Source organism: Algoriphagus aquimarinus (assembly GCF_007997215.1).
GTDB classification, from domain to species: domain Bacteria; phylum Bacteroidota; class Bacteroidia; order Cytophagales; family Cyclobacteriaceae; genus Algoriphagus; species Algoriphagus aquimarinus_A.
The window spans coordinates 213,043-237,179 of the sequence record NZ_VORW01000004.1 but is presented as its reverse complement, the minus strand read 5'-3'; the positions used below and the strand labels follow the sequence as shown (position 1 = coordinate 237,179).

Sequence of the window (24,137 nt, the reverse complement as noted above, 5' to 3'; positions counted from 1 at the left end):
GATATCGGATTGGTTATTTGAAAATTGATTATTGAAGATTGGCAATTGATCATTTCACCTTTGTTTCCTTAATTTCTCTTAACTGAAATCTGCTTCCTCAATTCTGGCTTTCATTTTGAATAGATACTAAGGAAACTAACATTATACATATGAAAAACTACTTAACTATACTATTTGCCTTATTGCTTGCAGTGCCGGTTTTTGCTCAGGACAACATGACTGTTCCTTTGATCGAAGTAGAAGGATTTAGCGAGCGAAAGATCGCCCCAGATGAGGCTACATTTCAGATCAATCTGGAAGAAAAAGCAATGAAAGTAACCGATGCAGTGAAAGTGCTGAACAAAAAAACTCAACTGCTTGCGGATGCATTGAAGAAAGCTAAGATCAAGGATTATAAATTGATCGCAGATAATTACGCTGTGGACGTCAATCGAATTTACCGAACTGGTGTTTCTCGGGATTCAGGTTATGTTGCCCGTCAATCACTACGAGTGGTTACAAGTAGTAAGAATGAGGACTTAGAGAAAATCGTAGAAGCCATTCAAGGTGCTGGAGATATGAGTTACAATTTGAATTTCCAGATTTCTGAAGCTACACAAAAGTCACTTGAAGACGCATTGCTTACCGAAGCACTGAAAAATGCCGAAAGTAGAGCACAACTTATTGCGCAGACTTTGGGTATCAGAACCATTAAAGTTCATAGAGTTTCTTTGGAATCTCAGCCAGTTACCTATGCTTACTCAAAAATGGAAATGATGCGAACAAGTACAGATTCTGCCCCTGCGCCACCTTTGCTTAATCCTGATGAACAAAGTATTCAGAAGCGAGTATATGTGAAATACACCTATTAAAGCAAGGCCGCGAAAGCGGCCTTCTTCATGACTTTTTTAGCTCAACTCATTCATTTAACTCATCATATACTATTCTCATGAAAGATTTCGAAATCCGGAATAAACCCCGCGTTCATGCTGCCATCGAAGCAAAGTGTCAGGAAATAGGTTTTATTATGCCTTCTGATCTATACATAGGAACCCTTCTAAAAACCCTTATTTCCAGTAAGCCTTTTGGGAATTTCCTAGAACTTGGGACAGGGATTGGTCTTTCTCTATCCTGGATGGTGGATGGTTTGGATGATTGCGGACATATCATTTCTATCGATAACGACCCGAAGTTAACCACCATAGTTAATCAGCTTTTTAGCTTGGATTCACGAGTTGAAATACTTTGCGAAGACGGTACTGAGTGGATTAAGAATTATAAAGGAGATAAATTCGATTTGATTTTTGCAGATGCTTGGCCAGGAAAATACAGCGATTTGGATGAAACTCTTGCCTTGCTGAAAGTTGGCGGAATGTATGTGATCGATGATATGGATCCACAACCAAATTGGCCAGAAGGTCATGCCGAGAAAGCTGAGAAATTGGTCGAAGCATTAGAGAAAAGAACCGACTTCAATATGACTAAGATGAATTGGTCAACAGGTGTGATATTGATGACTAAAATTCAGTAACAAACAAATCAATCTCACTTCTTCCCATTCTGTATTTAACGGTTAAGCGCAGCGTATTTCAATAGCTTGAAATACGCTGCGCTTTTTTTACAACACTATTAAATAAATGAAAAAGGTAATTACGCCAATCGCTAAACCTATTATAAAAACCGTGTAGGCGTGCGCCAGTAAGGTGTATTTTCTATTCAAAACCTTCCCTTGATAGTAAAGAGAAATTGCCATCTGCTCCTGCACTTGCTTCTTTGAAGGTAATATTTGGTCTAGCTGCTCCAAATACTCAGTTAAGGAAAAATTCGAGCTAACGCCGAAAAACATCATACTCGACTTTTCCTCATCATTGTGCCCATTTTTCTTACCCAACACCTTCGGCCTTGCTGCCTGTACAGCCAGTATAGTAGATATGAGACAGGTGGTCAATAATATTACAATTGGAACCAGGGTAATAGTCTTCTGATAATCCAATTGATGAGAAATAGAACCATATCCAATAATTGCAACTACAGATGAGATCACCAGAGCATTAATGCTGATGACTATATTGGCCTTATTGTCTGCAATTTGAAGCAGGTTACAATTATTCATAAAAGTCACCCGAAAAAATGTCTGCTGTGCTCGTTCGGTTTTATCTTTTTTGGGCTCTAAAAATTCCTCCATTATAAAAACTTTTGTGAACACATAATTTACACAATAATTCTTCAAGAAACCTTAAGTAGCTGAGAGAGTTTCAATTAGCCATTCCTTACCAAAACCATAACAAAAAGGAAATCATAGAAACCTTATACCAAATGGAAAAAGTCACTATACTTAAACCATAAAAAACCGCGTAATGAACGATTCGAGAAGAGAATTTTTAAAGAAAGCAGCCTTAGTCACAGGCGGAGCAAGTATCTGGAGCTCCATGCCAATGGCAGTGCAGCGTGCAATGGCTATTCCTGCAGTGCCGGGAACTACTTTTTATGATGCTGAGCATGTGGTAATGCTAATGCAGGAAAACCGATCGTTTGATCACTGCTTTGGTACTATGAAAGGTGTTCGTGGATTCAATGACCCAAGAGCAATATCACTTCCTGATCTAAACCCTGTTTGGCTGCAGCCTGATAAAGACGGAAATAGATTCGCTCCTTTCCGATTTGACATCAAGGACACCAAAGCTACCTGGATGAGCGGAACTCCACATTCTTGGGAGAATCAAGTTGACGCGAGAAATGAAGGGAAGTACAACAATTGGATTGAAGCGAAAAGACCAGGAAAAGAATACTACGATCTGCCTTTAACTATGGGCTTTTACAGTCGCGAAGACCTTCCTTTCTACTACGCACTAGCTGATGCCTTCACTGTATGCGATCAACACTTTTGCGCAGCACTATGTGGTACTACGACCAATAGAAGTTATTTCTGGACCGGAAAAACTCATGGAGCCGATGGAGAAAAGGCAAAAGTTCGGAACGGAGAATTGACCTACGGGAAAGAAGGAAATTGGAAAACTTTTCCTGAGCGATTGGAGGACAACGACATCTCTTGGAAAGTTTACCAAAACGAATTGAGCATCACTTCGGAATTGGATGGAGAGGCTGAATCTCTTTTGGCAAATTTCACTGATAATAACCTAGAGTGGTTCTCCCAATTTGGTGTGCGCTTCAATCCAGCACATTACCTTTTTCTCCAAAAAGTAGAAAAGGCACTTCCTTCTGAAATAGCTAAACTCAAAGTAAACCTAGCCAGCAATCCTTCCAACCTGGAAGAGCTGCAAAAGGAATTGAAGGAAAAAGTAGAGAAACTCGCATACCTGGGAGAATATCTCAAAAAATGGAATGCAGCCGAATTTGAAAAGCTCTCAGATCATGCTAAAAGTCTTCATAAAAAAGCTTTCCAAACGAACTCTGGAGATCCTGACTATCATCAAACTGAAAAACTTTCTTACCAGGAAAATGGAGAAGATCGGGAAACAATTATCCCAAAAGGAGATATTCTTCATCAGTTCCGAAAGGATGTCAACGAGGGCACATTGCCTACTGTCACTTGGCTAGTAGCTCCGCAGAAATTCTCTGATCACCCAAGCGCTCCTTGGTATGGCGCATGGTATGCTTCCGAAGTGATGAATATCTTGACGGAAGATCCTGAAGTATGGAAAAAGACGATCTTCATCATCAATTACGATGAAAATGACGGCTATTTCGATCACGTCCCTCCTTTCGTCCCACCAAGTCCATACAAGCCAAATGGAAAAATGTCTGCTGGTCTTTCGAGTGTTGGAGAATTTGTTACGGTAGAGGAAGAGATGAAAGCCGGGTTTAAACAAGAAGATTCTAGAACAAGTCCTGTTGGTTTGGGATATAGAGTTCCGCTCATTATCGCGTCGCCATGGTCACGTGGTGGCTGGGTGAATTCGGAAGTTTGCGACATCACTTCTACCATTCAATTCTTGGAAAAATTCCTCACTAAAAAGACTGGAAAGAACATCGAGGAATCCAATATCAGTTCATGGAGACGAACTGTAAGTGGGGATTTGACTTCAGCTTTTAGACCTTATAATGGTGAGAAAATAACCCATGCAGAACCTGTAAATCAGGAGGAGTTTGTAAAGCAGATCTACAACGCCAAATTCAAAAACGTTCCTACCAACTTTATAAAGCTTACGGAAGAGGAAGCTAGAAAGGAAGCTGTAAACCAAGCTTCTTCATCTGTTTTTGCAACCCAAGAACCTGGCACTAAGCCCTCCAACGGCTTGAAATATGATTTGCACGCTGATGGTAAACTGAGTTCTGACGGGAAGAATTTTATTATCTCTTTCACTGCTTCTCAGGATGTTTTTGGAAAAGATGCCTTAGGATCAGCGTTTAATGTTTATGCTCCGGGCAAATACTTGAATCAAGAGACAACTGCATTTGAACCTGTAAAAACTTGGGCATTTGCGGTGAAGTCAGGCGATAGCATCTCTTACGAGTGGCCTGTTTCTGAATTCGAAAATGGCCTTTACCATCTTAGAGTTTATGGGCCAAACGGTTTCTACAGGGAGTTCAAAGGTTCGTCTAATTCACAGAAGTTAGAACTGAGTGCCAAGCCAGTTTTCAAACAAAAGAATGTAACAGAGGAACTTGAACTAACAATAAAAAACCGTTCTGCTTCCAATTTGACTTTGCAGGCAACAGATGATGTCTATCAGATACTAAATAGGGAAATAAAAATAGCTGCAGGCGCCGAAGCAAGCTTTAAAATTGACACTAAAAAGCATAAAGGCTGGTATGAGGTCACACTTGCAGATAAAGCTCAGGATCTGAAAATCACCTATGCCGGAAGATTGGAAACAGGCAAAGACAGCATTTCAGATCCTCAGATGGGTAAGGTAATCTAGAGTGAATTGCCTTTTAGCTGCACTGACCTAATAGCATAAAGATTACCACAAATACCAAGATAGTTCCTAGGCATCCTCCACCTAGTTTGTAGGCGCCATAGCCTGCGATTAGTCCTTTGAAGAGATTATTCATACGGGGGAAGTTTTAGTATAAAATGATTGCTATGGCTGCAATTCACAAGTTGTGCCATAGCAATTTTTGTTTCTAAAGATCACGGTAAATCCAGATGGCACTTCTTTAATAAATGGGTATGTTTCTGAGTGAAAGTGAAGACACTCAGTTTGAATTTCGCTTAAATAAATCCCCCTAGCCCCCTTTAAGAAAGGGGGAGTTGCCAAATCGGAACTTCTAACAATGACCTCAAAATTTGCTTTCGGTTAAACCTAGCACTTTTCATCACCTCCGTTTTTGAGTAAAAAATATCCCGTTTTGAGTTTAAAATCAATCCCCCAATTGAGTAGCATTTCATGTGTTTATAATTTGTTTTTTAGCTGTCACATGGAATCTCGCAAGGTTATAATCATCCCAGTGTGTGACGTTCTTCGTCATGCTCGATTTCATATATCAGTCTGAGCTAAGTCGAAGGAAATAAATTATTACCTATATCCTCTTTTCTGCCAGTAAAGTAACAAAAGCTTTATAGGGTTTGGCAAACACTACTATTGAGGCTACATCGGTCTTCCGTCATCGGTCTTCCTGCCCTTAGATCAAAACACCAACAATCCGTGCTCTCTCAGTATTTCCCAAACTTCTGATTCCAGCATTTCTTCGAAGTCACCAAGCTGCGACTCGTAACTTTCCCGAATTGGCTTGAGCGTATTGAGCTTTTGCTCATAACCCACAGTATTTAGAAGTTCAGAAACCCACTGCCCCAAATCAAGCGGAAGCTCCATGGCGAAGTCTTCCTTTTTCCCTGAAAAAATCAACTCCGAAAGCTCATCATCTTCAAAAATCTGCAACTCAGGTTGAGCGCCTATCCATAGGATTCTATTTCGATCTTTATATTCAGGAGCTGGCTCATTCCTAATTTCATTTGCTATGTAATTCTTTGGGACTGTCGTCTTAGGAACTTTAGCCTCAAACCAGTCTTGGAGCGGCACATCAAAGCAGACTCCATGCATGTAATTGAAAAGTGATTTGCGAAGCCCTTCTCCAAAAATCTCATGATCGGCTCCAGTAGGATCATCATGAGGCAGGTCGTTATTGGCAAAAGAACCTGCATTAGGCATCAGATTGACTGCTCCAAAGGACTTCGGATCTAAGCCAACTGGGCTATGTGCAGTCATGGCAAAGCGATGCCAGAAACCGGATTGTATCACTCCTGCCTGAATCAACTGCCTAACCATTTCCAAGGAATCGATAGTTTCCTGAGCCGTCTGGGTAGGAAAGCCATACATCAAGTAAGCATGAACCATGATTCCTGCTTGAGTAAAATGGTTGGTCACCTGCGCAACTTGGGAAACCGTCACGCCTTTCTTGATCATCTCTAACAAGCGATCTGAGGCAACTTCCAAACCACCTGAAACGGCAATACATCCTGACGCTCTGAAGAGCCTACAAAGGTCAGCCGTGAAATTACTTTCGAAGCGAATATTCGTCCACCATACTACCGAAAGCTCCCTACGAAGAATCTCTATTGCCAGATCCCGCATCAAAGCCGGCGGAGCTGCCTCATCTACAAAGTGGAATCCATTCTCGCCCGTCTGAGCGATAATCTCTTCTATGCGATCGCACAAGATGGAAGCAGTGATCGGCTCATATCTACCGATGTAATCCAGCGACACATCGCAAAAGGTGCATTTACCCCAATAACAGCCATGGGCCAGCGTCATCTTATTCCAGCGCCCATCCGACCAAAGTCTATGCATTGGATTGGCTACCTCAATTACAGAAAGGTAATCACGGATCAGCAAATCAGAGTAATCAGGAGTTCCCACCTCACGCTGGGAGACATCTTTGACAGCGTTGCTATTGCAATACGTCACTTTACCATCAATTCTGGTAAAGGTTCGCTTCAAATCAGCAACTGGTAGCTGACCATCCAGATGTTCGAGCAACAGCTTAATTGGCGCTTCCCCATCATCTAAAACTATAAAATCTATGTAATCAAAAACCCGAGGTTCTTTCAGGGAACGTAGCTCGGTATTTGGGTATCCCCCTCCCATCCAAAGCACCAACTCAGGATGGTGTTTTTTGAGGTATTGCCCGCATTTGAAAGCACCATAAAGATTGCCAGGAAAAGGCACTGAAAATGCAACAGAAGTCGGTTTGTACTGTTGGATCTTTTGCTCCAGCAAGTCACAAAGCAGGTCGTCAATCAAACCGGATTCCTGATGAAGCGCATCATGCATTTCATCAAAAGAATTGGCTGACATGCCCAATCGCTCGGCATAGCGGCTAAAGCCAAAATGTGGATCAATCTGCTCAGTGATCAGATCACCGATATCTTCCAGATAAAGCGTCGCAAAATACCGCGCCTTATCACGAATGCCCAGCGTACCAAAAGCCCATTCCAGATCATCCAATTGTTCGAAACGACTTGCCTCAGGCAGGTAATCTCCCTCAGCAATTCGGTACGCCAGCGTAGGATTTCTATCCTGTAGAAAAGCAATCACAGGATCTATGGTTTGCAGGTAGTTAGCCTTCAATCGTACGATTCTAGCCGTATTATCAGACAAATCAGGTTCGTTTGCTTCGATCTCCTGGAAGATTTTCTTCAAGCCTGCCTTAGAAAAAAGCTGCAAAATCACTTCAATTCCCAAATCAACCTGATTGGATTCTACACCGATCTGATTGAGGTATCCTTTCAGATAGGCCGTCGCAGGATAAGGCGTATTAAGCTGGGTAAAAGGCGGGGTGATGAAAAGTATTTTTGAAACCAAAATATTATGTCGGTGATTTGCGCCTGCAATTTCGCAAGAATAGTTAAGTATTGAGTGATTATCCTTCAATCATGCTAGTAAGGTTATTTTCTCTGGTCAAAAGGCATGAAGACGAAGTAGTCAACCATACGAAAAAGGCCTCGACTTCGCTCGGCCACCGGATTTAGCTTGTGATTGAGGGGAGGGAAAAAGTGCGGCTTTGCCGCACTTTTTCCCTCCCCTCTCTACTCCAAAATAGACGGTCACCGAGCGAAGTCGAGGTGTCACAAGTTTAGTAGACTAATGAAGTATTTACACATAATCGAATTTAGAAATTACACGAACGCACATTATTGAATCTGACATTTTAGTAAATTACACAACTAGCCATAAAACCAAAACCATGCAAGAACTTAAAAAAGAAGATATCAATCAGGAGGTTTTCGACCTCTATGATGCCTATGCTCACAATAAGCTGGAGCGCAGACAATTCATCGAAAAACTATCCGCTTATGCCGTCGGTGGTGTAACGGTCGCAGCACTCATGAGTGCGATGATGCCAAATTACTTGGACACACGCACGATTAAATCCGATGATCCGCGTCTTGCTTCGGACTACATCATGTATGATTCTCCAAAAGGCGGAGGAAAAATCAAAGGGCTATTATCCACCCCAACTGGAACTTCTGGAAAAGTCCCTGGAGTGGTAGTAGTTCATGAAAATCGCGGGCTGAATCCTTACATAGAAGATGTAGGAAGAAGAACTGCTGTAGCTGGATTTATTTCTTTAGCTCCAGATGCGCTAACTCCACTTGGCGGATATCCAGGCAATGATGACGAAGGCCGGGAAATGCAGAGCAAGCGAAATAGAGACGAAATGCTGGAAGACTTCATTGCTGCTTACGAGTATCTGAAGGCACATCCAGATTGCAATGGCAAGGTCGGAGTGGTAGGATTCTGCTTTGGAGGATGGATCTCAAATATGATGGCCGTCCGCATTCCAACTTTAATGGCTTCAGTTCCTTTCTACGGAGGTCAGCCATCTGCAGAAGAAGCAGCTCAAATCAAATCACCGCTTATGCTTCAGTACGCAGGACTGGACGAGCGGGTAAATGCAGGCTGGCCAGCTTATGAAAAAGCACTGGATGCGAATAATGTGGAAAATCAAGCATTCATCTATCCAGATGTGAATCACGGATTTCATAATAATACCACACCTAGATACGATGAGGCTGCGGCGACTTTAGCTTGGGATAGAACCATAGGGTTCTTTAAGAAAAAATTGGGGTAAAGTCCCATCTGATACTATTACGGAGTGCAAATTTGCACTCCTTTTTTTAGCTTATATATAAAAGAGAATCCGAAAAAAATGAGAATATTAAATATAGTATGGAGATTTCCGGCAGTTTTATTACTCACTGCTTCATGCGCCAATGCACCAACAGATTGGTCACAGGAAACAGAAATCACTAAATGGCCTGATGGAAAGAATGGTGCTATTTCTATCACCTATGATGACGGGATAATTAATCAACTGACCATCGCAAAACCAATAATGGATAGCTTAAGCCTTCCTGCTACCTTTTTTATAATCACTGGAAAAGTAGAAGGGTCTGGAAAAGGGAAATTCATAGGAAGGGATCCAAAGGCCATCATCGCTGAAACCGCTACCATCAAAACAGATTCTACCAATTTCTTCGAAAGAGCTTCCTTAATTGCTTTCACAGGAAACACCGAAGCAGAGGAATATCATGCGAACGTAGGGTCACTTTTTGAAGCTGGCAAAGTAGCGGAAGCCTATAAACTCCTGGATGAAGGATATGAAAAAATACGAAATGGCCGCATGAGAGACACCAATGATGTGGTTTTTCATAACAACCCAGTTGACACCACTACTTGGGAGCAATATAAATCTTACGAAAAACAGGGCCATGAAATCTCCTCACATACCGTCACGCATCCGAAACTTGCTGTGCTTGATGAAGTAAATATGCGCTATGAATTGGAGCAAAGTAAAGCCGACCTAGCGAAGTTCATGGGAGAGGATGCTACATTTTCTGCTGAGGGTCCTTATGGCACGGAAAACGAAAGAGTCATGGAGTACGCTCACAAAATCTACCCTGCATTAAGAAATAGAATGCCGGAAGACTGGCTGGAAGAAATCAATCGGGGAAGCAAAGTCCAGCCTGGAAAAACCCAAAAGGAATATGTCCAATGGCAAAGAGGCGCGCTGAGCACTACGGGTATTGATCAAATGAAAGCTTGGACTGACACTGTGAATGCACATGACAACATCTGGCTGGTGCTGGTGATCCACGGAGTTGAAGATTACGGCTGGGAACCGCTGAAGAGGGAGGAATTAAAACAATACTTTGGGGATGTCAAAGAGAATGAGGATGCTGTTTGGGTTGCCACTTTTGGCGATGTCACCAAATACCTTCGCCAAAGAAAAGCTACTACAATCAGTTCCGAACTTGATGAAAATGAAATTAGAATCACATTAAGCTCAGACTTGGATGCTAGCATATATGACATTCCCGTAACTCTTAAAACATACTTACCCGAAGGCTGGAAAGGTGTAAGTTTGGTTCAAGAAGGAGGAAATAGGAAGCTTGAAGTAATGTCTGATAGTAAAGGTAGCTATGTGAGCTATTCTATTCCCTCAGCCGAAGCTAAGGTTCAACTTGCAAGAGTGGAAGGGAATTGATTTAGAAAAAGTGGAAACCGATCGTGCCTTTGGCACTCTAATCCATTCTAGTAGTAACCAACCCAGAATTGCATTCTGGGTTGGTATGGGTCTTGCCTTTGGCAAGATTCTCTTAGTACAAGCTTCGCAGCTATACACTTTCAAAAACGTTTACCAATCCTATTAGTGACAAGAGATTCGGTTAGGACATCGAAAATGCCAACGGCATGGAAAGTAAATGCCCAGAATGAAATTCTGGGTTTTAGGAATCAAAAATCTGGCAGAGTACCAAAGGCACGACCAGTGATTCCATTTCTCAGACAGCTATATTCTAAGAGAATAGAAATCCCTACCATGTACTTACTAAAAAACCAAATCAATTGGTCTGTGTGACACAGACCACGGTTAAGAGCTCGAAGTTTCTGGTAATCTGGATTTTTCCATTCCAAACATTAACCTCGGCTTACTAATTGCTAGCTTTAAGCTTCAAACACTACATTTTTATATATGCAAGAAAACAAATTCAACATAGCCGTATTGATCGATGGTGACAATGCTCAGGCAAGACTACTTAAAGAAATCCTGGAGGAAGTTTCCAAATACGGAAAAGCCACCATCCGAAGAATTTACGGAGACTGGACTACTCCACATATGAACAGCTGGAAGGAAATGATCAACCTACACTCCTTCAGCCCTATCCAAAAATTTTCCTACACGACTGGTAAGAACTCCACTGACAGTTCCATGATCATCGATGCGATGGATATACTTCATAGCACAAGTGTAGATGGTTTTTGTATTGTTTCTTCAGACTCTGATTACACAGGTTTGGCAAAAAGAATCCGTGAGGAAGGCCTTTTTGTGATGGGAATCGGACGCAGGATTACCCCAAAAGCTTTTGTGCAATCCTGTGAGATTTTCACCTATGCAGAAAATCTTTCTCCTCAAGCAAAAGAGGAAAACATTAAACCGGAAGCGAAGAAACCTGAGAAAAGTCAGATGACTACTACGCGTAAAAATGTGGTGGTAGAAGAAGAAGTCAAAAAGGAAACACCAGTCAAAGAAACTCAGGAATTAGATTTGGGAGTAATTGACAAAGCTTTTGAAATCTCCTCGGATGAGGAAGAGGAAATTCACATTGCCAAGATCGGGGCTTCACTACGAAAGATAGATCCAAGCTTTGACCCAAGATCTTATGGTTTCAGAAACCTGACAGAGCTTTTTAAAAGTTTGAAAAAGTACCAGGTGATGAAGAATGAAGTGAATGGATTGAACTATCCGTTGGTGAAGTTGAAGTAGGTGAAATAGCTGGAAGACGGAAGACCGATGAGCAAAGAGATTATGGCCACGGGAAAGATTGAAGACAATCATACTGGATAATTTTATTTCAATTCATATCATTCTCTTTTTTCATTTGCGGATCAGTTTCACTACTTTTTAGGTCTCTATTGACTCCTATGAAAAAACTGCTACTACTGCCCCTCCTTGCCTTTGGCCTTTCTGCATATTGCCAAACACCAACCAAAGCAGACCTTGAAAAACTAACAGACGAAAATTGGCAGCATGCGTTGGACTTGCTCCAGGAAATTGTCAGCATGCCAAATGATGCCGCTTATCCGGAACAAATTGCTGTAAATATTGCCTGGTGCGAGAAGGAATTTGGCGAGAGAGGCTGGGAATCTGAAAAATTGGAGACCGGTGGAATTCCCTTGCTACTAGTAAGTAAAAGCCAGGCAGGAGCTTCAAAAACAGCACTTTTTTATTTCCACGTGGATGGGCAGGCAGTGGATAGAAGCAAGTGGAATCAGCCTGATCCTTATATCCCTGTGCTTAAATCCATAAATGAGTCCGGAGAATGGGAAATTATGTCTTCAGAAAACCTTAAATCGGGTTATGACGCAGATTGGAGATTATTTGGGCGGTCAACTTCAGACGATAAAGGTCCAATAGCCATGTTTCTCACCGGCTGGGATGCACTTAAGGCTGCTGGCGTTGCTCCTAATTATAACATCAAAATCATTTTGGATTTTGAAGAAGAACAAGGATCTCCAAATTTACCAAGTGCAGTTTTGAATTATAAAGAAAAGCTTGAAGCCGATTTAATGTTGATCATGGATGGTCCGCGACATACCAGCAATGAACCAACATTGAGCTATGGAGCACGCGGAATCTCAGAAATGACACTTACCACCTACGGACCAAAATTTCCTCAACACAGTGGTCATTATGGTAATTATGCTCCAAACCCAGGTTTTCTTTTGGCACAGCTTCTGGCGAGCATGAAAGATGAAGATGGAAGAGTAACAATTCCTGGTTATTATGATGGAATTTCCTTAACCGAAACTGAAAAAGCGATCTTAGCGCAAGTTCCTGATGATGAAGAAGCGATTCAGCAAAAATTGGGAATCGGAAGAACCGATCAAGTAGCACAGACCTACCAAGAAAGCATTCAATACCCATCTCTGAACATTAGAGGTATGGAGTCCGCCTGGGTAGGAAAAGAAGCCAGAACAATCGTACCAGCCACTGCCCTTGCAGAAATCGATGTGAGATTAGTCCCGGAATCTGATCCAGAGCGTTTGTTTTCCCTTATCAAAAAACATATAGAAGGTCAGGGATTCCAAATTCTTGATCATGACCCAAGTGATGAGGAACGGATGAAATATCCTAAAATCGTCAAAATGAATTATTCGATTTCTTATCAGGCTTTTCGTACACCCATGGATTCTGAAACCGGCGCATGGCTGAGAGCTGCTATGAATCGAGCATTTGGAAAGGACCCAGTGCAAATACGAATCTCTGGAGGTTCTATTCCTATTTCTCCATTTGTGGATGCATTGGGTATCCCAGCAGTGACTATACCTACTGTGAATTCAGATAACAATCAGCACAGTCCAAACGAGAATATCAGATTAGGGAATTATAAGGAAGGGATTACTACAGTTATGGCTATTTTAACCCAAAGACTATAGAATTAATCAAATCACACAACTTCCTTCAGCTTCAAAATCCACATTACTTTAGCGAAAATCTTTTCAATCATTCAAGTACAAAAACATATAGAAGAAAGACTGACTAGACCAAAAACAAATAGCCTAAACTGAAATTATAAGTTGATTTTCCTTAACTCAGTTCTTCGAGATAATATTGAAGACAAAGGCTCTATACTTCAGCAAGGCAACGAAAATGGCTCCTCCAAAAGCATTCCCTAGCAAAGCGGTGCTTTGAAATGAAATATAATCCCAAGCTGAAATATCAGGAGAACTTAACATCCCAGAGAAAATTTCCACACTACCGATTATACTGTGGTGCAAACCGGTAAATGACATCACTGCTGTGATTATAAAAATCATCACAATTCTGCTGATCGTATCTCTGGATGAAGCTAACAACCAAGAAAGCAAGCCCATCAACCACCCAGCCACAATCGCACTTACGAAAATCACATGAGTTTCTGCATGAAGTACGTGCTCGGCGATAGTCACCACCACTTCTTGGGTGAAAATCCCCAGATGAGGTCCAAGCCAAAGTAAAATCCCTGCGATCACGTAACCTCCAACAAGATTTCCGGCAATCACTACTCCCCACACCTTGAGCATGCTTCCTACTGTTCGTTTCTTATTCAAAACAGGAAGTGTCAACAATGCGGTCTGCTCAGTAAACAGAATGCTTTGCCCTAACACAACCAAGATGAATCCCAGCGGATAGACCAAAGACACGATTCGAATGATAGAGCTATCATCTACTTTGCCGATCAAAAAAAAGTAAAGGGAACAAAGCATCAAGTAGCTAAAACCAATTTCTAATCCTGCAGTCAGAGAACTTGTAAATAGGCTTTGATAGCTTTTGTCGTAAGTTTCCAGCGCATCGATGATCTGATTGCGGAGAATTTCTCCGTGTGTTTTTGCGGTATCTTTACCCTTAGAATTGGATTTACTAAGTTCTTTATCAATATCCCGCTGCTTTTCTGCCTCTAGTTGTTCCTCAGTTTTCTCTTTTTTCCAAGCCATTCATTAGGTGATTATCTGTTTAACTAGCTAGCAATTTAAGTTAATCAGGATGATTTAGTACAAAATAATCAAGTCAGCTAAAACGAATCCCTAAGCATAGTGATTGAACAACTCAAAAAATTACTCAGAGGTTCTGCATGCAGTCAAAATATTGAATTCAAATCGTCTTTCATCTTTCAAGACGTCAAAAAAGTCCTTCAGGTAATTATTCATAAATTTAATCTCGTACCCTGGCACTAGGTGCTCAAGTTGTTTTATCTCCCCGTAAAGTAAATTTTCCTTTGCCAAAAACTCATCTCTGATTGTTTTCATCAGCAATTCATCTCTGCAAAATCCTCTGTATAACCGTTCGCTAACCGTTTCGATATCGACCAGATTACTTACCTGTGCATAAGGCGGCAATACCATCCCCGTCATGTCAAAATCATAGGCCAGAGGGATCACAGTTTTTGCGTTCAGCTTCAATATTTTCATATTATGCTGATAGAGACTCGACCAGTCCGTATTGCCAATCATGTATTGAAACAAATCATGTCGAACTGAAGAAGTGTCTTCCATGATTGCCCCTATTATCTTTTTGTTTTCCAAAATCTCCCCATCAAAACGATCTGCAACTTTATCATCATCTTCAATCAAAAAGCCAAGTAGTTGCTCTGATTGCCCCTTCTTGTCGTCCTCATTCTCAAAGGTGATACGGATCATTCGGGTATGAAATGTGTATTCACTCACTTGCTCATATAGCTGATAGCACAAAAACTCCTTCACTACATACGAGTCGGCGTTGTTAGCTTTGGAGCAAGGAAAAACTATTTTCAGATTCCTATTCCCATCAAAAAGGTTATCCTTTCCCTCTTTCTTTTTGAGCCGCATCCGAATCGGTGGATAGTAGCAATTTTCCTTACGGAAATTCCCTCTTACTCGCAGGCCCACATCGAGAGTATCCTGTATACCTTCAGAGTTTTTGAAAATCAGAAAGGAGTTAAGATAGGTCGAATCGTTGGTCTCACTCCGAAGCTGCTTTACCGAAAACTTCATGCTGACTTCCAAGATTTCTTCCACATCAAAAAGACGCTCATCATCCTGTGCAAAGGCAGAAAATGATAAAAAAACAATACAGCAAAACAGGTATAAAAACTTATTCATATTCCTAAAATTTAAACTTAAAAAAATCCAACTAAACTTAGTCGATAAGATTATTTCAATCTAACTATTCTAGGCTATAAATTTTTAGGAATGAAATATTAATGTTTCAATTATAAAATCAGTTAAACAACTGATCTATAGATCAGTTAGCAATATATTTTTGAACTCTACCTCAGCGCCTTCTGCCTGCAAAGCTATTTTCCCACGTGTAGCTGTGGCATTGAAACCGTCATTGACCAGATCACCATTCAACCAAACAGTAACCTTATCGGCATCGCAGACGATCTTGATGTGATTCCATTCACCAAGTGGCTTTTCAGAATCATCCGTCAGATTCTTAATCCTTCTCTCCTTCTTCCCATTCACGCCCCAATTCTCCTGTGGCCCTCTTCTAGCTTCCATGTCCTCCACTTCGATATTCTGCTGGATACACCAAAAATCTCCCGCATTACTATGCATCAATTGTACTTCTATAGACTTCGGAAACATGTCATACAATGCTCTAGGAGTGGATGCATGAACCAATATCCCACAGTTCCCAGGCTTCCCCGCAAATCTATAATCGAGCTCCAGCGTGTAATTATCATACTCAGCTTCTGAGATCAAGTGGCCTTGAGGCGTACCCAAACTTACCAAAAGTCCATCGCGAATGATAAAGGGAATTCGTAAGGAACTATCGGCTTCTAGATCCGGAACATCCATGTACCAGCCTGCCAGGCTTTTTCCATCGAAGAGATTTTTGGTTTGGCTTTGGGCGAAAAATGTAACTAGGACAAAAAGCAATAGTAAGGTAATTCTTCTCATGATTTTGGGATAAAGTTAATGTAGCATTAAGCTAGCAAGAATCTGCAGATCAAACGCTTCTCACGGCTTACTTTTTACAATATTCCGGAAACTGAAAACTGCGACTGATAACTAAAATTACTTCGCCCTCGCTTCCCAGATTCTCATAAAAAGCATGTGCGCCATTCTCCGGGCATGTTCCTTGGCGTAACTGGCATTTTCTCCTTCGAAGTATCTATCCAAAGTCTGAAACCAAAGTTCCAACCAGTTCCCGAAATGTGCTTGTTCTATGCTATTATCCACTTCAGCATCTACTTGTCTGTGGACTTTGACCGGATTAAATTTACCTGCACCTGGCCCAGTTTGTAGCAAAATCATCTCCCAGAAATCACTAAGATGAATCAAGTGAGTATCCCAGTCTTTGACTACTCCATTGAAAATCGGCCCCAAGGTGTCATGCTGACGAATTTGATCATAAAATCTCCTCACCAAAAAATCAACTTCTTTCCTCGATTTTATATCAATCTTATCCATTTTACTTATCTCAAAATTGGCTCCAGTACTTCCAGCTTTCCATCAATATTATTAGGAATCGGTAGTCCAAGTATCTTACATATCAAAGGATACACATGCACATTCTGGAAAGTTTCTATTTCCAATCCTGATTTGAAAGCTGGCCCATTAGCATAGAAAATCGCATGCACATCTTTATAGGCCGGACTAAAGCCGTGCTCACCAAATTTATCTGTGTCCAACCTATCCATATTATCTTTCAAACGAGTAAGGGTTGTCTCCCAAGCCAAATAATAGTATCGGTCAGGGATAATCAAAATATCGCCAATTCTATCCTTGTACATCAAATCCTGGTAGTTTTCCTTGTCATCTACATCGGTGATATGAATCGGCATGTCAGACTTTTTCAGTTCTTTAATCACCTTTTCCTTGTCTTTCTGATCTTCTAGATACACGTGAGCCAAAGCTCCATTATTGACAACTCTAGCAGGAATATCTTTGGTCAACTCGGTCAAATTAAGATAATGATCTGCGGGCACGTTCATCATCCCATGATCTGAAACCACGATCACATTAATATCTAAATCATAGCTTTTCAAGCCTTCGAAAAGTGCACCTAACTCATGGTCAAGCTTGGTTAACCTCGCTGACAATTGCTCATCATTATTGGGTCCATAGCGATGGCCAACGTCATCCATATCTGAAAAATACAAAGTGATCAAGCTTGGGCGCTCGGCTTCCGGCAATTCCAGCCACTTAAAAACCCCAGCGATTCTGGTTAGGTTACTTACTCTACCATCATACTCGTGGTAATAGCTAGGTAGTACTCCTTGCACATCGGCTTCTGATCCTACAAAAAAGTAGCTGGCTGCTACCATGTTATTTTGCTCTGCAAGCACCCAAAGTGGCGTGCCTCCATACCAAGTCCCATCCTGCACAATTTCCGCTTTACCAATTGCATAGGTCAGATCTTTAGCTGGATCATAGAAAGAATTATCAACTATTCCATGATGCTCAGGCTTTAGACCAGTAGCTATAGTATAGTGATTCGGGAAGGTTTTGCTGGGAAAAGAAGGCATCATACTTTCAGCAGCCACTCCGTCAGCGATAAACCGAGTGAGATTTTCAGGCTGAAACCGCTCTACGTAATCGTATCTAAAGCCATCAAGTGATATTAAAATAACAATCGGCTCTTTACTTTCTTGGGAAAAAGCAATGGAAGGAAATGCTAAAACAGCAAGCCAAAATAGGGAGCAGAATCTTTTCATGGCGTTTTATTTATTTAAAAGTAATTGCTGCAGGCTTGGCAAGCAATCCTCACTAAAAACAAATTGGTGAAATCTGAGAGTCTCTAAGCTCATCATTTCTTAAAATAAGCATGATCCTCCAGCCAATCTTTTAAGCGATCAGGCCAGTGATTTATACTTACAAATTCGGATCGAAACCCCATATTGAATGCATGCTCATCTTTGGAGTATAAATGCATCTCTACATCAGCACCAGCTTTACGATAGGCTAACATAATATCCACAATCGTACTGGAGCAGCATTCGTCCTTATTCGCTGCTAGCAAAAAAGCTGGCGGAGCATTACTTGCTACTGTTTCTGGAGTTCCTAAAGGACCTGGGTATATCTGAATCTGGAAATTAGGCTGAGCAGCAAATCGTTCTATATGGTCCAAGGAACTCGCATTCCCTGGATTAGCATCATACGCCACCCAATTGACCACTTCACCGCCTGCAGAGAAGCCCATGATCCCGATTCGATCGGAGTCTATACCCCATTTCTCAGCATTTGAGCGTACTAATCTCATCGCTCGGATGACATCTTGCGTGGGATGCACATCTGTATAGGGAGAATCTTCTTCACGGAAAAGTCTGTATTTCAAAACGCCCACCGTGACTCCAAGATCATTGAGGAATTTGGCAGGTGCGACTCCTTCTCCATTATAGCCTAAATTTCTAAACCCTCCACCTGGACAGACCAGAATAAAACTTCCATTTGGTTTCTCAGGCTTAAAAAGTGTGATGCTTGGATTATGGATATTTCTTACCCACCAATCCTGAGCGAGTTCAGGTTCATCTTTTCTTGATTCAAAACCGGGTGCACCATTTTCCCAAAGATAAATTTTCTCTGAGTTTTCTTGAGCAAATACTAGGCAAGGCAAAAACACCACAAAGCAAAAAAGGATTTTTAAACTTGACATGTTAGGTTGATTAGGTAGGTAGAGATGAAAATCTAAAAAGAGCAACTACAAACTACCACTTTTCTGTGTAATCCAGCGTAATTTCTGCCTGCATCTCCCCAAAATCGGGAATACTTTACCTAACATAAAAAAGGAAAACCGCCCTAATTACCTCAAAAGTGATATGGTACATGAATTGAACTTAGCTGCCCTATCAAACAAACAATGATATGAAAACTACCAACAAACTTTTAATGGCTGCCCTAATCACTTCGACTACTTTGGGTGCTGTAAGTTGTAAATCAAGTAATGCTGTAAAAGGCGGAGCAATCGGCGGAGCAGCAGGTGGAGTCCTTGGTGGCGTCATAGCTGGAAAAGGCAATACTGCCGTAGGAGTACTGATAGGATCGGCAATCGGCGGATCGGCAGGTGCGATCATAGGTAACCAAATGGATAAAGCGGCTGATGAACTTCAGCGTGATCTAGAAGGAGCCACTGTAGAACGAGTGGGTGAAGGTATCAAAATCACATTTGATTCAGGCCTGATGTTTCCTGTAGACAAATCAGATTTGAGCGCTGTTTCCAAGCAAAACTTGACAGAACTCGCCGAAACCTTAAAAAAATATGATGAGACCAATATTCTGGTAGAAGGTCACACCGATAATACCGGTGCAGACGATTACAATATGGATCTTTCGCGAAGAAGAGCTTATTCTGTTGAAGACTTTTTGACAGCAAGTGGAATTGCGAAAAGCAGAATGGAAATCACTGCTTACGGTGAGATGCAACCAACTGCTTCAAATGACACAGAAGCTGGACGTCAACAAAATAGAAGAGTAGAAGTAGCTATCTATGCGAATAAGAAAATGCAAAGAATGGCTGAACGAGGTGAACTGGGACAAGAGTAATTATCCCGCAATCCCTATTTAAAGGCGACCAATCGGTCGCCTTTTTTTATTAATACTTTTCCTTTTCCTTGTGCTGTGGCTTATCTATCAATTAGATGATGGCCAATTTCAGAAATGAAGTATAGACCCAAATCAGGCCGTACCCTCTATTCTAAGCACATTAACGGATATTAAATTTGAACCAACTTCACTTGCTGTCATAAAGCAATCTTCATCAAAAAGTCTGTCTGAAGTTCATCTCCAAATGGAAATGGATGTGAGCTAAAAATGCTTAAGCCATGCTTTTCGTAGAATTTGATCGCTCGCTTATTCTTTTCCCACACACCCAACCAGAGATATTTTTTCCTATTCAGCTTCGCAAAATTTATGGTATGATTAAGTAGAACCTTGCCCAGCCCCATACCAATATATTTTTCTAAAAGATAAAGTCGAGCTACTTCCAAACTGGAATTATCATGAAGATCAGTCTGAGCGGGGACAAAGTTCACTTTTGCATAACCCGCAAGATCTCCATCCACCTCTAATAGAAAGAATATGGACGCTGGATTTTCCAGTTCCTCGGTGAATTGTTCTTCAGTGAATGCCTCTTCGAGATAAGCGTTCACATTTTCGGTTTTATTTCCTTCGGTAAAAGCTTCGACAAAAGAGGTCCTAGCCATTTCCACCAAAGAATTCAGGTCAGCATAATTGGCTTTTCTGATCAAATAGGGCATGCAGTAATATTAGATTTCGAAATTTTCCTTTTTAGGAGCTTTTCAATTATCGCACAAAGATAAATTGATTTACTCTTCTTTGAATTGAAATCAACTCTTTTCCTCAAAGAAATAATCTAATAGCCCTCGCCAACAAATTAGAATGAAGCGCAAAGCGCATAGTAAATGCTATGGAATTAATCAGTTAATCCTTTTCCGCAGAGAATTTTCGGAATGTATTTCTCCACTCTTGCCTCTCGGGTCTTAGCTTGCTTAGCTGCGGAAAATTGCAAAAGATACCCACGCTGTCGTCCTGGTGTCAATGCCTCAAAGGCTGTTTTCAAGGCCGGATTTGCGTCCAACTTTACTTGAAATTCCTCGGGAATAGCATACTCCTTCGTTTTTTTCAATTCTACTTTCAACCCAGCCTTTTCTACTTCTGTAGCCTCAAAAATATATGCCTTCAAAGTCGCCTTTAATTCTACTATCTCCTGAAGATTAGCAAACCGAACCTGACGAGCTGCCTGCACATTTTTGGTTTGTTGGATTAGAAGACCTTCTGCATCACTTAGTAAAGCACCTTTGTGAAACAAAAGCGCGCAATATTCTTTGAATCCATGGATAAGCACCACATTACTACCATGTATCGTATAGCATGGGACACCCCATTTCAATTCCTCAGTCAAGCCACATTCAAGAATCAGTGTTCTCAACTGTCTATATTCCTCTTGCCATTGAGATGGTTTATTGAAAAAAAAGTCAACTTTAGGGTTCATTATTAACCTGTTAATTTTTCAAGAAATTTAATTTCGCACTACAACCCAATCAACGGAAGTTGCTTCACTTGATGATAGGTAAGCGCTGCTTTGATACATTTCTTCAATTCAGATTCTGGAACTTTCTCATCCAATTTGAACACCAACGCTCTGCTGCCTTCATAGGCAAAGATTTCGTCATAGGCCAAGCGAAAACTTGGCACCAATTTACTGGTACACTTGAAATACATCGCATATTGCTCTGGACTTTTAGCTTTCCAATCCATCCGTATACTACTTCCTTTTTTTGCCAAAAAGCTTGGCTCACCCCACTTGAGGGTTTCTTCAAAACTAGTTAAGCCCAATTCCTCTGCTGATTCCAGAATTAACCTACGGAGGTTTAACATTTTATCACGAACGGAGTCAGGGTATTTCAAAAAAACAGATTCTACTTCTGGGTTTGTTTTCAATTCCATTCCTACCGGTTATTTAAATTTTTAACCTATAACTACCTCACACCAGCCTTGCTGAAAATTTCCTGAATATCCTGAGCAATTTCAAACGATTTTAACGGAGGAAAATTTGCTCCACCGGGATTTCCTACGGGCACTTTACCCACAAAAGATTTCACTCCACCCACCAACAATCTTGGTATTTGGCCAATGATTTCTTTGGGATTTTTGATTCGAAAACCAAAAAGAAGCATCTCCCAATGTACAAAGCTGTGAGAAAAAAGATATCTCTGTCCGATGATATGTGCCCGTTCCAAATGTGACCAAGCTATCTGAAGTCGGCCAGACTGATATTCCTCCCGGTACATTTGAAGTTCTCGCTGGAAATATGGGCTAAGAGTGGTTGGGATTTTAGTATAAAATATCATCCTGCTATTTTTTATCCATCAAACTATCCACTTCCAAATACTTCTCTTTGATCAAACTCAAACCAAAAGCTGCAGCAGAAGCAGTAAATACCGAATAATCAAATCCGCTTTTGATACCGACAGAGAAAGTCATAGAAAGAGCAAAAATCAACATGAACAGTCCGCTTAGCTTTGCAAAAAGCTCCGTCTTAAAACCTATCAGCAGAAAAAGTCCAAATACAATCTCCGCAATTGTAGCAATGACCGCAAGCATTGGAATAAGTCAAGCTGGCATCCACGGATTGATCACTGCGGAGTAATCAACAAAGTTTTGCCAATTACCCCATACAGAAATTTCTGCAGGCCACATCCCAAATCTGTCCGCCACAGCAGACAAAAAAGACAATGAAATCGCCAGTCTCAAAAACAGCTTGATGAGTTTAATCTTCATATTTTTCAAATTATAATTCAAAAACATCCCTAATTCTGGCAATTGTAGAAAAATCAGTAATCACACGTCCAAAACCGATTTGTTGGCTCCGAATGTAAACCCCAAAATTCAGAGAATTTTCTATTGATTTATTAACAGTTTCAAATGAAATCCCATTGCTCCAACCAGACTCAGTGCTTAAAAAGTTATAAATAAGTTTTAGGTCTAACTTATCCACAGATGTAGAAATTAGATAGTCATCTTTTGTTCCTTCCATTATTTCCATAAAAAATTGAATTACTAGTAAGTAATCCTAAAATCATAATTAAGGTCATTTTCTAAAGTAGAAAAACATCAATGTTTTATCTACGCCTTAAAATGCATGCCTGCTTCAGGAAATGTTCCATTTCTTGAGTGAAGAGATCACCGTCACGCAAGCGAGTAAAGTGAATACAACTAAGGATTGAATAACTATAGATGATAGGTTAATAATTGGTATAGAAAACCTTGGAAGTGAAAGGGCAATTTTAGGAATAGCTACCTGTGGAAGCTGATCAACTAGAGGCAATGCATTTTCTGCCGATGGTAAGAATAGTAAGACAGATAAAACAATCACCGCAATAGCCCCACCGATTATTTTCCATGCAAAAGATGAGATTACTGGTCTATATACCGAAACTGATTTCTTTGGGCTAAGTCTTTCTAATATAGATTTATGAAAGCCTTCTGAAGGCTCATCTGTGCCCAACTCAGACATAAACTTTTTAATATATTCGTCTTCCTTGCTTAGGTTCTTCATAGCAGATGTATTAATTCACTTTTAGTGATTTTTTGCAGCGACTCTAACAAACTCTTTCTTCCTCGATGCAGAAGGATTTTAACATGAGAACTTTTTAAGTCCATAATCTCCTCAATTTCTTTTATACTTTGTTCTTCCAGATAAAACAAGGTGAGTACAGCTGATTCCGCTGGCTTCATTGCATCTAGTCCTCGCTGAATAAGTTCTTTTCGTTCCAACAGCTGAAGTGTTTTTAGCCCATCCAAATAATCAACAGAATCACTAGCCAAGTCTTCGACTTCATCCAATTGGATTGTGTAGTTTTTTGATTTCCTTAATCTCCCCAACGCCTCATTATATACTATCTTATATAGCCAGGTAGTAAACTTTGATTTTCCTTCAAAGGTTTTTAAGGAATGGTAAGCTTTCATAAAGGCATCTTGAGTAGCTTCTTCAGCTTCCTCTCTATTTTTGAGAATACGAAGCGCAAGCGTAAAGGCATACTTTTCATGCTTTTGAATCAATTGTCCAAAAGCATTCATATTACCCTTCAGCGTTTTCTGTATATAATGGTGGTCTTCCTCGAATCGCATTTTCACATTGGATGCAAGTACCTGAAAAAAAGTTACAGTTTTTTTTCAACAGACTTGTAACCTTTTGGTTGAGTCACT

General features: G+C 40.8%; 25 protein-coding genes. 8 read left to right on the top strand and 17 right to left on the bottom strand.

Annotated features, from left to right (window positions below; genetic code table 11):
• The first annotated feature begins 149 nt into the window (after positions 1-149).
• Together ESV85_RS09790 and ESV85_RS09785 are read left to right on the top strand one after the other, a co-directional pair.
• On the top strand, positions 150-851 hold the full coding sequence (locus tag ESV85_RS09790) for an SIMPL domain-containing protein (RefSeq protein WP_146917027.1): 702 nt from the start codon (positions 150-152) through the stop codon (positions 849-851).
• Between the two features lie 77 nt (positions 852-928).
• The gene (locus tag ESV85_RS09785) at positions 929-1,510 is read left to right on the top strand and encodes an O-methyltransferase (protein WP_146917025.1); all 582 of its coding nucleotides are present in this window, start codon (positions 929-931) and stop codon (positions 1,508-1,510) included.
• A gap of 87 nt (positions 1,511-1,597) precedes the next feature.
• Here the strand turns inward: ESV85_RS09785 and ESV85_RS09780 are convergent, their stop codons facing one another.
• Positions 1,598-2,164, bottom strand: coding sequence for a Pycsar system effector family protein (locus ESV85_RS09780; RefSeq protein ID WP_146917023.1), 567 nt, complete (start codon positions 2,162-2,164; stop codon positions 1,598-1,600).
• Positions 2,165-2,336: 172 nt separating this feature from the next.
• Here ESV85_RS09780 and ESV85_RS09775 point away from each other — a divergent pair, with 172 nt between their 5' ends.
• Positions 2,337-4,862, top strand: a complete 2,526-nt coding sequence (locus tag ESV85_RS09775) for a phosphocholine-specific phospholipase C (RefSeq protein ID WP_146917021.1) — start codon at positions 2,337-2,339, stop codon at positions 4,860-4,862.
• Between the two features lie 708 nt (positions 4,863-5,570).
• Here ESV85_RS09775 and ESV85_RS09770 read toward each other — a convergent pair.
• On the bottom strand, positions 5,571-7,745 hold the full coding sequence (locus tag ESV85_RS09770; RefSeq protein ID WP_146917019.1) for a B12-binding domain-containing radical SAM protein: 2,175 nt from the start codon (positions 7,743-7,745) through the stop codon (positions 5,571-5,573).
• Positions 7,746-8,127: 382 nt separating this feature from the next.
• On the opposite strand from ESV85_RS09770, the gene ESV85_RS09765 reads away from it, so the two are divergent.
• From ESV85_RS09765 to ESV85_RS09750, 4 genes are all read left to right on the top strand, one after another.
• Positions 8,128-9,015: a dienelactone hydrolase family protein gene (locus ESV85_RS09765; RefSeq protein WP_146917017.1), complete on the top strand. Its 888-nt coding sequence runs from the start codon at positions 8,128-8,130 to the stop codon at positions 9,013-9,015.
• A gap of 78 nt (positions 9,016-9,093) precedes the next feature.
• Entirely contained in the window at positions 9,094-10,431 is a 1,338-nt protein-coding gene (locus ESV85_RS09760; protein ID WP_146917015.1) for a polysaccharide deacetylase family protein, read from the top strand.
• A gap of 486 nt (positions 10,432-10,917) precedes the next feature.
• Positions 10,918-11,709 (top strand): NYN domain-containing protein, encoded by a 792-nt coding sequence (locus ESV85_RS09755; RefSeq protein ID WP_146917014.1) that lies wholly within the window; start codon positions 10,918-10,920, stop codon positions 11,707-11,709.
• A gap of 158 nt (positions 11,710-11,867) precedes the next feature.
• Positions 11,868-13,382 carry a M20/M25/M40 family metallo-hydrolase gene (locus tag ESV85_RS09750; RefSeq protein ID WP_146917012.1) on the top strand — a complete coding sequence of 505 codons (1,515 nt, stop codon included), beginning with the start codon at positions 11,868-11,870 and terminating at the stop codon, positions 13,380-13,382.
• Positions 13,383-13,538: 156 nt separating this feature from the next.
• On the opposite strand, the gene ESV85_RS09745 is transcribed toward ESV85_RS09750, so the two are convergent.
• The 6 genes from ESV85_RS09745 to ESV85_RS09720 form a co-directional block, all read right to left on the bottom strand.
• A complete protein-coding gene (locus ESV85_RS09745) occupies positions 13,539-14,420 on the bottom strand; it encodes a formate/nitrite transporter family protein (RefSeq protein WP_146917010.1) in 882 nt (293 codons plus the stop codon).
• A gap of 120 nt (positions 14,421-14,540) precedes the next feature.
• Entirely contained in the window at positions 14,541-15,563 is a 1,023-nt protein-coding gene (locus ESV85_RS09740) for a hypothetical protein (RefSeq protein ID WP_146917008.1), read from the bottom strand.
• 135 nt (positions 15,564-15,698) lie between these two features.
• Entirely contained in the window at positions 15,699-16,367 is a 669-nt protein-coding gene (locus tag ESV85_RS09735; RefSeq protein ID WP_146917007.1) for a DUF1080 domain-containing protein, read from the bottom strand.
• 117 nt (positions 16,368-16,484) lie between these two features.
• A complete protein-coding gene (locus tag ESV85_RS09730) occupies positions 16,485-16,880 on the bottom strand; it encodes a group III truncated hemoglobin (protein ID WP_146917005.1) in 396 nt (131 codons plus the stop codon).
• 5 nt (positions 16,881-16,885) lie between these two features.
• A complete protein-coding gene (locus ESV85_RS09725) occupies positions 16,886-18,127 on the bottom strand; it encodes an alkaline phosphatase family protein (RefSeq protein ID WP_146917003.1) in 1,242 nt (413 codons plus the stop codon).
• 92 nt (positions 18,128-18,219) lie between these two features.
• On the bottom strand, positions 18,220-19,065 hold the full coding sequence (locus tag ESV85_RS09720; RefSeq protein ID WP_146917001.1) for an alpha/beta hydrolase: 846 nt from the start codon (positions 19,063-19,065) through the stop codon (positions 18,220-18,222).
• A 209-nt stretch (positions 19,066-19,274) separates the two neighbouring features.
• On the opposite strand from ESV85_RS09720, the gene ESV85_RS09715 reads away from it, so the two are divergent.
• A complete protein-coding gene (locus ESV85_RS09715) occupies positions 19,275-19,952 on the top strand; it encodes an OmpA family protein (protein WP_146916999.1) in 678 nt (225 codons plus the stop codon).
• Positions 19,953-20,149: 197 nt separating this feature from the next.
• Here ESV85_RS09715 and ESV85_RS09710 read toward each other — a convergent pair whose 3' ends face one another.
• The 9 genes from ESV85_RS09710 to ESV85_RS09675 all read right to left on the bottom strand — a co-directional run bounded on the left by ESV85_RS09710 (position 20,150) and on the right by ESV85_RS09675 (position 24,059).
• Positions 20,150-20,665: a GNAT family N-acetyltransferase gene (locus ESV85_RS09710; protein ID WP_146916997.1), complete on the bottom strand. Its 516-nt coding sequence runs from the start codon at positions 20,663-20,665 to the stop codon at positions 20,150-20,152.
• A 176-nt stretch (positions 20,666-20,841) separates the two neighbouring features.
• Entirely contained in the window at positions 20,842-21,420 is a 579-nt protein-coding gene (locus tag ESV85_RS09705) for a YdeI/OmpD-associated family protein (protein ID WP_146916995.1), read from the bottom strand.
• A gap of 38 nt (positions 21,421-21,458) precedes the next feature.
• Positions 21,459-21,875 (bottom strand): DUF1801 domain-containing protein, encoded by a 417-nt coding sequence (locus ESV85_RS09700; RefSeq protein WP_146916993.1) that lies wholly within the window; start codon positions 21,873-21,875, stop codon positions 21,459-21,461.
• A gap of 32 nt (positions 21,876-21,907) precedes the next feature.
• Positions 21,908-22,279: a DUF3703 domain-containing protein gene (locus ESV85_RS09695; protein ID WP_146916992.1), complete on the bottom strand. Its 372-nt coding sequence runs from the start codon at positions 22,277-22,279 to the stop codon at positions 21,908-21,910.
• 4 nt (positions 22,280-22,283) lie between these two features.
• Complete coding sequence (locus ESV85_RS22535) at positions 22,284-22,532, bottom strand: hypothetical protein (RefSeq protein WP_223275963.1); 249 nt, start codon at positions 22,530-22,532, stop codon at positions 22,284-22,286.
• A 9-nt stretch (positions 22,533-22,541) separates the two neighbouring features.
• Positions 22,542-22,709, bottom strand: a complete 168-nt coding sequence (locus ESV85_RS22530) for a hypothetical protein (protein WP_223275962.1) — start codon at positions 22,707-22,709, stop codon at positions 22,542-22,544.
• Between the two features lie 10 nt (positions 22,710-22,719).
• Positions 22,720-22,974 (bottom strand): hypothetical protein, encoded by a 255-nt coding sequence (locus ESV85_RS09685; protein ID WP_146916990.1) that lies wholly within the window; start codon positions 22,972-22,974, stop codon positions 22,720-22,722.
• Between the two features lie 105 nt (positions 22,975-23,079).
• Complete coding sequence (locus ESV85_RS09680; protein WP_146916988.1) at positions 23,080-23,487, bottom strand: hypothetical protein; 408 nt, start codon at positions 23,485-23,487, stop codon at positions 23,080-23,082.
• On the bottom strand, positions 23,484-24,059 hold the full coding sequence (locus ESV85_RS09675; RefSeq protein ID WP_146916986.1) for an RNA polymerase sigma factor: 576 nt from the start codon (positions 24,057-24,059) through the stop codon (positions 23,484-23,486). The genes ESV85_RS09680 and ESV85_RS09675 overlap by 4 nt, the downstream gene beginning before the upstream one ends.
• Positions 24,060-24,137 lie beyond the last annotated feature (78 nt).